Source organism: Chamaesiphon polymorphus CCALA 037 (assembly GCF_003003845.1).
Lineage (GTDB): Bacteria > Cyanobacteriota > Cyanobacteriia > Cyanobacteriales > Chamaesiphonaceae > Chamaesiphon > Chamaesiphon polymorphus.
The window spans coordinates 1-10,426 of sequence record NZ_PVWO01000179.1; the positions used below are offsets into that span (position 1 = coordinate 1).

At 44.9% G+C, this 10,426-nt stretch carries 8 protein-coding genes and 1 pseudogene; 6 read left to right on the forward strand and 3 right to left on the reverse strand.

What is annotated here, in order from left to right:
• Nucleotides 1–79: 79 nt before the first annotated feature.
• Together C7B77_RS14610 and C7B77_RS14615 are read left to right on the forward strand one after the other, a co-directional pair.
• Nucleotides 80–817: a DUF502 domain-containing protein gene (locus tag C7B77_RS14610; protein WP_106306051.1), complete on the forward strand. Its 738-nt coding sequence runs from the start codon at nt 80–82 to the stop codon at nt 815–817.
• A 6-nt stretch (nt 818–823) separates the two neighbouring features.
• Complete coding sequence (locus C7B77_RS14615) at nt 824–2,242, forward strand: isochorismate synthase (RefSeq protein WP_106306054.1); 1,419 nt, start codon at nt 824–826, stop codon at nt 2,240–2,242.
• Nucleotides 2,243–2,288: 46 nt separating this feature from the next.
• Here the strand turns inward: C7B77_RS14615 and C7B77_RS14620 are convergent, their stop codons facing one another.
• Nucleotides 2,289–2,882, reverse strand: coding sequence for a hypothetical protein (locus tag C7B77_RS14620; RefSeq protein ID WP_106306057.1), 594 nt, complete (start codon nt 2,880–2,882; stop codon nt 2,289–2,291).
• A 344-nt stretch (nt 2,883–3,226) separates the two neighbouring features.
• On the opposite strand from C7B77_RS14620, the gene C7B77_RS14625 reads away from it, so the two are divergent.
• From C7B77_RS14625 to C7B77_RS14635, 4 genes are all read left to right on the forward strand, one after another.
• A complete protein-coding gene (locus C7B77_RS14625; RefSeq protein ID WP_106306060.1) occupies nt 3,227–3,859 on the forward strand; it encodes a response regulator in 633 nt (210 codons plus the stop codon).
• A 184-nt stretch (nt 3,860–4,043) separates the two neighbouring features.
• Nucleotides 4,044–4,226, forward strand: coding sequence for a hypothetical protein (locus tag C7B77_RS29260; RefSeq protein WP_146138330.1), 183 nt, complete (start codon nt 4,044–4,046; stop codon nt 4,224–4,226).
• Between the two features lie 398 nt (nt 4,227–4,624).
• Complete coding sequence (locus C7B77_RS14630) at nt 4,625–6,040, forward strand: reverse transcriptase family protein (RefSeq protein WP_106306062.1); 1,416 nt, start codon at nt 4,625–4,627, stop codon at nt 6,038–6,040.
• A 171-nt stretch (nt 6,041–6,211) separates the two neighbouring features.
• Nucleotides 6,212–7,789: an ATP-binding protein gene (locus tag C7B77_RS14635; RefSeq protein ID WP_106306064.1), complete on the forward strand. Its 1,578-nt coding sequence runs from the start codon at nt 6,212–6,214 to the stop codon at nt 7,787–7,789.
• A gap of 24 nt (nt 7,790–7,813) precedes the next feature.
• Here the strand turns inward: C7B77_RS14635 and C7B77_RS14640 are convergent.
• Both C7B77_RS14640 and C7B77_RS14645 read right to left on the reverse strand, forming a co-directional pair.
• Nucleotides 7,814–8,697, reverse strand: a protein-coding gene (locus C7B77_RS14640; protein WP_106306066.1) for an IS630 family transposase whose coding sequence is annotated in 2 segments (ribosomal slippage) — nt 7,814–8,365 and nt 8,368–8,697 — 882 coding nt in all. Because the reading frame shifts where the segments join, the coding sequence is not laid out codon by codon here.
• 101 nt (nt 8,698–8,798) lie between these two features.
• Nucleotides 8,799–10,124: pseudogene (locus C7B77_RS14645) on the reverse strand (IS701 family transposase).
• Between the last annotated feature and the right edge of the window lie 302 nt (nt 10,125–10,426).

Genomic DNA, 10,426 nt, shown 5'->3' on the forward strand with positions numbered 1-10,426 from the left:
CCCCAGATGAGACAAAGCTTTGTATAGTATGAATAGACGAGTATCAACGTGACCGATCGTCCGATCGAGTCGGAGATTTGTGTTCCAACATTTCAAGCAGGACTTAAAAAATGATTTAATTGCTGGGTTGCTGGTCGCGATCCCACTCGCGACCACAATCTGGCTGTCGATCAATGTGGCGACATGGGTAGTCAACTTTTTGACTCGCATTCCCAAGCAGATAAATCCTTTCGACGGATTGCATCCAGCACTGGTAGCTGTGTTAAACCTATTAGTGGGATTGACCGCACCATTGTTGACAATCTTGCTGATTGGATTGATGGCTCGCAACATTGCTGGTAAGTGGCTCTTGGATGTCGGCGAACGACTAGTCCAAGCAATTCCCCTGGCGGGAGCTGTTTATAAAACACTCAAGCAATTGCTCGAAACTCTACTACGAGATTCGGGCAGCAAATTTCGCCGGGTAGTGCTGGTAGAATATCCGCGTCGGGGAATTTGGGCACTAGCATTTGTCACTGGGACACTCGATGGTGAAATTCAATCGCAGATGCCAGATCGAATGCTAAATTTGTTTATTCCCACTACTCCCAATCCGGCTACTGGTTGGTATGCGGTGGTAGCCGAACACGATGTGATGGATCTAACTATGTCGATCGAGGATGCTTTTAAAGTAATTATTTCGGGCGGGATTGTCAATCCTGGGAATGTCACAACAGCAGCTTTGAATCCTAGCTCAACACCTGTAGTCGCTCCCTCAATGACTAGTGCGTTACCTACCCCCATTAGCGATCGGGAGGATAGCTCACAAATCTTATAGTCACCCATGGATCATTATCTGACGATCGCCGCCCAGGTTCAAAATTTTTTTAAGTACGATCTTATCGCTCTCCCTCCAGAAATGGTTGGGAAGGTTTTGCGGATAGAAGTACAAATTTCCACCCTCGAACCGCTAAGTTGGCTGGCACGACAAAAGTCAGATGTGAAAACTTATTGGTGCGATCGTCAGGGTAATTTTACAATGGCTGGAGTGGGTACAGTCGCTACAATTGATGGAGATCGTCCGATCGATTATCCAGACATTTTCGGCCAATTGAGGCAAAGTTTGTCGTTGTTATTTCCCCATGTTCGCTATTACGGAGGCATCGGTTTTAGTCAGAGCAAATCGATCTCGCCGATTTGGGAATCCTTTGGAAATTATCGATTTGTCGTACCGCGATTTGAGATTTTGGTACGGGGGTTAGAAACTTTTTTTGCATGTAATTTTACGCTAAATTCGCTCCCAAATCTCGGTCATGAAATTTGGGAGACAGAGTTAGCTACGATCTTAGACGAACTAGCTCGAATCGATTTTTCACAACAAGAACTACCTACAGAATTACCATTACAGATCGCTCGTTTAGATCGACCCAATCGCGTCGAGTGGCAACGCAATATCGAGCTAGCTCTGGCTAAATTTAACGCACTCAATCTCGACAAAATCGTCCTCGCGAGACGATCGACGCTCACATTTACGCATAATTTACAGCCCCAATTATTATTACGATCGCTCAAACCGCACAATCCGCACAGTTATCATTTTTGTTTTCAAATCGATCCGACTACTGCATTTATCGGGACTTCTCCAGAACGACTTTATTCTCGTGCAGATCGATTATTAAAAACAGAAGCGATCGCCGGAACTCGCCAGCGGGGCACATCAGCGAGCATCGATCGCGAATTGGGCGATAATTTACGCACTTCACTTAAAGATATTCACGAGCATGAATTAGTCGTCACTAACTTACGTGGAGTGTTAACAGAATTATGCCATTCCGTGACGATCGATGATGAATCGGCAATTCTCAAGCTCAATAAAGTTCAGCATTTATATACACAATGTCAGGGGCTGTTGAAATCGCATCTCACCGATGCCGACATCTTACCCAAATTACATCCCACTCCAGCCGTAGGTGGATTTCCCCGCACTCCTGCCCTCAAACTCATTCAAGAACTCGAACCCTTCGAGCGGGGCTGGTATGCTGCTCCGGTAGGCTGGGTGGGCTACGATGATGTCGAATTTGCCGTCGCAATTCGCTCTGGCGCGATCGATCGCGATCGCTTATTCTTATTTGCAGGTGCGGGGATCGTCCGAGGTTCGCAATCGGCAGAAGAATGGGCCGAAATCGAAAATAAAATTCGCCACTATACAGACTTATTTACCGATTTGCCACCACAGCAGATTATCGATCTATCTTTGGCCTAAGCTAGCTGTGAGCCTGAACATCCTGGCGGACTGCGACTATTTAAGTTTAGTCACAATTAGTTGAATCGATTGCGTATTGAGCTACAAGAATGGTTAACTTTGCGCGTTCTAGCTCGGATAATTCTGCCCAATCCAATGGTCTGACGATATTATTGGGATTATCTACACCAGGATTGCATCGCATCGCATATGCATAAGGACGCGCCATTACCAACAAATCGTCAACTTCCCAATTCGAGAGTAAATCTCGCACCGATTGGACTAACTGCTCGACGGGTTCGAGGTTGCTCGCAGGAGCCAAACTGCTGACATTTGCCGCAATCTGTGCCAGCCATTGTTGGGGTACTCTCGTTCCAAATTTACTCGTAAGTGCAGCTAATGGACTGACTCGTACCTCTTCACTAGGTGTCTCCCAACAAGATTGAATACTAGCAAAAAAAGATTGCGACTTCTGGCCGATCTCCACATCAGACCAATCATCTAAACTGAACTCACTATCCGATCTGGCGTAGTAGTCGGCAGTTTCTGGATCGGCAGGATTCCAAGGATAATTGACAGTAGATGAGCGAAGGAGGCAATCCATTAATTCTGCTTCAGCTACTGAAAGATGGTCGCGATCGGGTTGAGAATTGAATGACATAATTGCGCTCCTGTGCTGTGTGATGGGGTTTGGTAATTAGTATATTAATTAATGTAAGTAACTTAATAACTGCTAGGAACTTTTTTGGAGTTGAGTGTATCTAGAGCTTATTAAGATCTGTAATTTACTACATTTTAACCATACCTGATTCCGTAAAGGTATAAAAGTCTTTAGTACGGATATCGGTCGTCTTATCAAGCATTTCAAGCCACGACACCAGTCGCAAAGATCTCTGGATCGAGACGATCTGCAAACTATCTCTATGCTATTCCGTAGATAGATGGGGGCAATACAAAAAACGTTCCCAAATATCGCTGCCATTTAACTACATCACCATTTAGATCGTGATTACATTGCTCTTGGTAGATGACCAAAACTTGATTCGGCAAGGGTTAAAAGCTTTGTTAGAACTCGAACCTGACTTGCAGGTAGTCGGCGAAGCAGAAAATGGCGAAGTCGCGATCGAGTGTGCCAAAACACTCGCGCCAAATGTCATCCTGATGGATATTCGGATGCCAGTAATGGATGGCGTGACAGCCACCAGAGAAATTTGTCGCCAGTTCCCCAACGTCAATATTTTAGTATTGACGACATTTGATGATGATACTTATGTCGCCGCAGCGATTAAATACGGTGCAAAAGGATATTTACTCAAAGATACACCATCAGAAGAGATTGCCGCCGCTATTCGGGCGGTAGATCGCGGCTATACTCATTTAGCACCGGGAATGCTCGCCAAAGCCATGTCAGGGCAAGTGCCAAAACCCACCACGGCACCCCCACCAGAAGTCAACGAACTGACACCCCGAGAGCTAGAAGTCTTAAAACTGATTGCCAAAGGTGCCAATAATCGGGAAATTGCCCAAGTATTATACATTTCTGAAGGCACGGTCAAAAATCACGTTACCAATCTCTTGAATCGGTTGAATTTGCGCGATCGCACCCAAGCCGCCATTTTTGCTAATACATACTTTTGAAGTATGCAGATTACTAGCCAATTTACTACGCCATTATGCTTATTTTTTGAGCGATCGATCGGCGATCGCCCCGATTGACTAAAAAAGGTCGTCGCTGTTGATACTTTTGGCATACGGAAGCGAGATCCTTAAGGTTTACAATGGGGAGCTAGATATATGCCCAATCTATCTAGAGTCTATTGATATGATTTCTAACTCCTCCAAAGCTCAAGTAGAGCGTAAATGCCCCAAGTGTGGCAGCACTGAAGTTGTCCGCTCGCTGCGGGTGAATTTTAGCGAGCGCGTACTTGGATTGGTAAATATTTATCCTTATCGGTGTCAAAAGCACACCTGCAAACACCGATTTGAAAGTTACGGGCGCAATTAATTGTCGCTAGATACTAATCTAGGACAGCGATCTGCGATCGAGCATCGATCGTCGCTAACTTGGATCTTGGCAATTGTCGATCGACATGATACAATTAATTCAGTACGTGAGTACTAAAGTCTATATATCTGCGCGGCGCACACCACTTGCAATCCGGATGATGGATCGTCATCCTTGCGTTTAGTCTAGCCACACATCACTAGCGCGCTCTTAACTGTGCCGATATCACCTAATACCTGCTATTGCGGGGCTGACTCCGTGAGTCCAATGAGCAGGTATTAGGTGTATCGGCTGGCGTTGAGCGAGCTAGTCCCGAGGGGTTTACGAAGAGGAGCCGCGCCGGAATATGGATTTTTTAATTGCTGACTGTATAGAGATCGTCAGATCGCCCAAGCACTATGACCGAACAGCCGCGCACTCGTCAGGATCTTTACGATCGCATTCGTCAAAGTTCTAAAGAAGAATTCATCCTCGATGAAATGATTCGACTGGGATTTTGGGCGGCAAATGGCGAAATACCAAACGATCCGGCGGATGAGATTCGACGGCGCGGCGAAATTCAACGAGAATTAGATACCCTCAGAGCAGAAAATCGTCGCTTGCATAATGAGGAAGCTCTCAAAAAAGAGGCACTGAAGTTGCGGATGGCCGAATCGCGCCGCAAGCAGCAAGAAACGAAAGAACGTCGCGAGCGCGAACGCCAAGAACGGGCGATCGCATGGCAAGCGCACCAGGAGCGAGAAATTACCTATTTGGGCGAAGGGGTGTCGGCGGGGTTGAATCTCACCACATCCGATCTGGCGAGATTGCAACAGCATCGACTGCCGATTTTGCACGCTGCCGCAGATCTGGCAAGTGCGATGGGAATTAGCATCGGACAATTGCGGTTTCTGGCATTTTCGCGCCGGATTGCGACGATTTCGCACTACGTGCGCTTTCAGATTCCCAAAAAAACTGGCGGATTTAGAGCGATCTCGGCACCACTCCCACGGCTCAAACAAGCCCAGCAATGGATTTTAGACAATATTTTAGAAGGAGTAGTCTTGCATCCCACCGCGCATGGATTTCGGCGGGGTCGATCGATCGTTACTAATGCCGAGCCGCATGTCGGGGCGTTAGTTGTCATCAACATGGATTTACAAGACTTTTTTCCCTCGATCTCCTATGCTCGCGTCAAAGGGATTTTTCGTTCGCTGGGTTATTCTGAAGCGATTGCCACCATTTTGGGCTTAATTTGTACCGAACCAGACGTTACGGAGATCGAGTTAGATGGGCGCAGTTACTATATCGCACAAGAGCTACGCCATTTACCGCAAGGTGCGCCGACTAGCCCTGCTTTAACCAATTTACTGTGTCGGAGACTCGATCGTAGGCTCGATCGAATGGCCAAAAGTCGGGGCTTTATTTATACTCGCTACGCAGACGATCTGACGTTTTCGACTACCGATCGTGAGAAATTGCGCGAAATTGGTAATATTCTCAAAGGGACTCAGGGCATCGTCACTCATGAAGGGTTGACGATACATCCCGACAAAACTCGTGTCCTCAGACAGTCCCAGCAACAAGAAGTCACTGGGATCGTGGTCAATCAGAAGTTAAATGTAGACAGGGCTACCCTCAGACGCTTTCGCGCCACCCTCTACCAAATCGAAAAAGACGGATTAGCGGGCAAACAGTGGGGACAAGGAGCCGATCTATTACAATCGATCGCTGGATTTGCTAATTATGTATCGATGGTCGATCCCCAGAAAGGTCGAGAATTTTTGGCCAGCGTCGGGCGGATTCAGAAGAAGTATGGCAAGCGTAAAAGATGATACACGAGCGAGCTAAATAGCATACAAATATCGAAAAAATCTAGTTATTTAATATTTGTTTAATATTGTGTGGTTTTGGTGTCGATCGAGAGCTATGCTAGAGAGGTGAGCCGATGCCAAATTGGAGCGGCTATACCAACCAGAGCGGGGTATTATTACCTCGAAGCATAAATGGAAATGAAAAGTCCATCGGGAGTTGTTAGGGATGTACGAGTAGTTCCCGATCGGATCGAGGAGCTGCACTATCTTTGTTGCAAGCGATCGATTTTATTAGATTTAGTAACAGATGCGATCGTCCTGTGGTCGATCGAGGGCGCGATTAAATATTGGAATCGGAGTGCCGAGCGGATCTATGGTTGGCTGGCAGAAAAAGTCGTTGGCAAGCAGATCGTCGATGTACTGTACGATCTCGACGATCCCCACTATCAAATTGCCATTGCCCAAACACTCGATCGTGGCGAATGGTGTGGCGAATTTCAAATATTAACCAAAGCGGGTAAAAGCAGCACCGTTACCAGTCGTTGGTACCTGATAATGGCTGCTGATGGTACACCACAATCGATTTTGACGATCGATACCGACATTACCGAACATAAATTACTCGAACGGCAATTTTTGCACGCCCAAAGGCTCGAAAACTTGGGCACCCTCGCTAGCGGCATCGCCCACGATCTCAATAATATTCTTACCCCGATCGTGGCAATTACCGAATTGCTACCGCTCAAGCTCAAGAATTTAGACGAGCGCACTCAGAAACTACTGAGCACGCTATCGGACAATTCCAAACGCGGGCGGGAATTAATCTCTCAAATTCTGACATTTGCTAGAGGTGGTGGCAACGAACATACGATCTTACAGCCGCGACATCTACTCGCCGAAGTCCTGCAAATCGCCAAACAAACTTTTCCTAAATCGATCGAGATTAGCCTTCAGATCGAGAGTAGCCACCTGTGGACTTTATCTGCCGACGCCAACCAACTCCACCAAGTTTTGCTCAACCTGTGCATCAATGCCCGCGATGCGATGCCCAATGGTGGCGAATTGACAATTATGGCCGAAAATATTGTCTTGAGTGACGAGTACTCCAAGCTGCACCCCAACGCGCAGGGCGGGGCGTATGTGGCAATTACAGTTGCAGATACGGGCACGGGAATTCCGGCGGAATTATTAGAGCGGATTTTTGAGCCGTTTTTTACTACCAAACCAATCGGCAAGGGGACGGGGTTGGGACTTTCAACAGTATTAACGATCGTCAATAATCATCAAGGGTTTGTCGATGTTTCTAGTCAAGTGGGTAAAGGCTCACAATTTCGATTTTATTTACCAGCCATCGAACAGCTAGAACCGGAGTGCGTGCCAGCGATCCAGCCCAAACTCACGGGTAAGGGCGAACTAATTTTGATCGTCGATGACGAACCCTCAATTCGTGAAATTCTCGGTACGACGATCGAATCTTACGAGTATCAGAGCGTAACAGCGCGTGACTCTCAACAAGCGATCGACTTATATACCAAACACCATCTCGAAATCGGCACGATTTTACTCGATTATATGATGCCTGGAGGCAATCCCACGCAGACGATCGCCACATTACACTCGATCGATCCCGACGTGCGGATTATTGTCATGAGTGGTTTGTCTGCCCACGAAGTCGCCGCTCAAAATCACGGTAAGGCAATTAAAGCTTTCCTTGCCAAACCATTTAGCACCCAAGATTTACTGCACGCACTCAAAGCAGCATTGAATTAATTGATATAGCAGTCGCCAGGGTTGTTAGGACACTTGCTTTAAAACATACTCGATCGCATCGCGCAAACAATTAAACCGAGCCAGACAGTGACGAACGCGACTCTTAATCCAAGACCAAGACCAGCAACGTTCAATCCGATTGAGATCTGGGGAATAAGCAGGTAAATATAATAAATGACATCCGGCAGCCAGGATTAATTCTTCAATCCGTCCACCATGATGAAAAGTAGCATTATCAATAATTAACCACTGTCCTGGTTTTAAACACTTAATCAAACAGGTCTCAATCCAAGTTTCAAACACTACTCGGTTACACGAACCTTCGACTGTAAATGGTGCGATTAATTGATGGTTACAGTACGCACGAGCGATCGTATTAATTCGCCCTTGTCGCCGTCCCGATTTTAGGGCTTCAAAGCGTTCGCCACACTTGTTCCAGCCATAAGCATATTCATCCCGACTGTCCATTCCCGCCTCATCTGCATAGACAATATTCTCTGGCTCGATCTTGGCTAATTGCTCCAAAAATACTTGACGATTGGTTTCATTTCGTTCGCGGTAGCCATAAGTCTTTTTTTTCGCGTATATCCCATTTTTTTTAACGCCCGAGCAGTCGTCCTACTACTGATATCTTCTGGCCATAACTGTGCTAGTTGTGATTGTGTTTTATCTCCATGCTGATTGACAAACTCATGAAATTTTCGCCAATTGGTGATTTTATGGTTATTACCTGGTGGTTTGGTCTTCTCTGGCAACACATCTCCTGTTTGCTTTTTTCGTTCCAACCATAGGTCGAGAGTATTCCGACTAATCTTAAATAGTTTGCTTACCTCACTTTTTTTACGCTTATCTACTTCAATCGCTGTTACTACTTTTTGTCTAACATCGTAACTATAGGGTTTTGCCATTGCTGTTGACTTGGTGTGGTTCTTTATCTATTTTATGTCCTAACGACCATGGCGAATGCTATACCCCTCTTCTGTCACTCTCCGAGAGGTAAAATAAATACTCAGCTAGAATTACAGCCAAAATAAAATTGATTAACAACAGCAATTAATCGGTGAAGCCCAAGTAATAAATCTCGATTAGGAAAAACTTTAAGCCAAGGATAAATCATCCAGAGCAAGACAATAGGTTGAATGATTAATCGGAGGTTATTTAAACAGTTCTTCCAGCCACTAGCATGAGTCCAATCTTGATGATTTGAGAAATTGGGAGCAGATGCTGTAGATTTAGTATCGACTGATGATTGTTCTGTTAAAGTTAAGAAAACAGGATCGCTTAAACTCACCATTAAATAAGCCGAATAAATTAGTTCCCACCATTTTTCAATTTGCTCAAATTTAGTAAATCGATAATCTGTCCACCCTAGTTCTTGCTTAACTTGTCTAAATCCATATTCTACCCAGGTTCTACTGCCATATAGATTACCAACTAGCTTACCAATCTTACCTTGAAGATTAGTCATTACAAATGATGTTGAATTTTCTGGTAATGTGTTTGGGTCTGTGGTTATTTCCCAGTAAGTAGTTGCTCTGTGCTTACCATAAATTATTTCTCGGCTAAATCTGACTTCTGTAGTTCCATCGCTAAAAACTCTTATGAATTCATGCCATTTATTTGCTCTAACCTTCTGCCCTGGCAACAGCCAGACCCCATGATTGCTTCTAATTGCTACAATGTATGTTAAGTTGTTCTCCTTTAGTGTTTGAATAAAATCACTACTCTCTCCATATAAGCTATCTGCTAATACTAGCTCGATATTCAATCCGATTTCTACTAGTTCTGTGATTATTTCTTGGGCTAATTCTATTTTTGTTTTATAGCTATCTCTCTCTTTTAATGTTCCTCGTGGCTTGAAGATCTTCCAAATTAGTGGGACTGTGATATTCTCATATACTCCATAAGCATTAACTGACACCATCCCTCGATCTACTTTCCCCACACTCCCTAAGTATTGTCTGGCTACATAGTCAGTTTTATTGCCCTTCTTTCTATCTCCTGTCTCATCAATTATTACTTTTATTGCTTTTCCTTTTACTGCTTCTAACGTTCTTTCTAGTCTTCTGCTTCTGAATTTCTCCACCGATCACGGCGATTTAGCCACGAAATGATGTAATGCTTGTGCCGAATTTACTCCCACTACTTTACTAATTTCTGGCAATGATTTTCTGCCCAGTGTTGTAATTATTCCTAAATGTAAATCTTTACAATATTCATAACTTCTTACTTCCGCAAATAAATTTCTATACTCGCTACAATATCGATCGATGAATGAAATACTTCCGCTTGCGGATCTTGGTAAGTGTTTGAGGATTTGCGCTTCCACATCCATTTCTCCACCTCCTGTTCGGGATTTTTTTACCCTGCTTCTTCTATTTTACCTCTCGGAGAGTGACAGAAGAGGGATACTTGATAATTGATAATTGGTTTGTTAAAGCTATTAGGGTGGGCAGAAAGAGGCTAATATGTTAGTCCGCGAAGCGATTATGTTAATTGTCAAGGGGTAATTTATTCGATCGACAGGCTAAAGCCACCGTGATGCTCACTAGCCCACGGCAATAATCATCACAGTCCGATCGCTCGCCAGCATTCGCTCGAGACGATCTAGTTCGAGCCGATTGCCACTGGCAGCAT

Coding starts and splice junctions, on each gene's coding strand:
- C7B77_RS14635 (WP_106306064.1), top strand. CDS start 6,212: ATGGAAATGAAAAGTCCATCGGGAGTTGTTAGGGATGTACGAGTAGTT.
- C7B77_RS29260 (WP_146138330.1), top strand. CDS start 4,044: ATGATTTCTAACTCCTCCAAAGCTCAAGTAGAGCGTAAATGCCCCAAG.
- C7B77_RS14630 (WP_106306062.1), top strand. CDS start 4,625: ATGACCGAACAGCCGCGCACTCGTCAGGATCTTTACGATCGCATTCGT.
- C7B77_RS14620 (WP_106306057.1), bottom strand. CDS start 2,882: ATGTCATTCAATTCTCAACCCGATCGCGACCATCTTTCAGTAGCTGAA.
- C7B77_RS14615 (WP_106306054.1), top strand. CDS start 824: ATGGATCATTATCTGACGATCGCCGCCCAGGTTCAAAATTTTTTTAAG.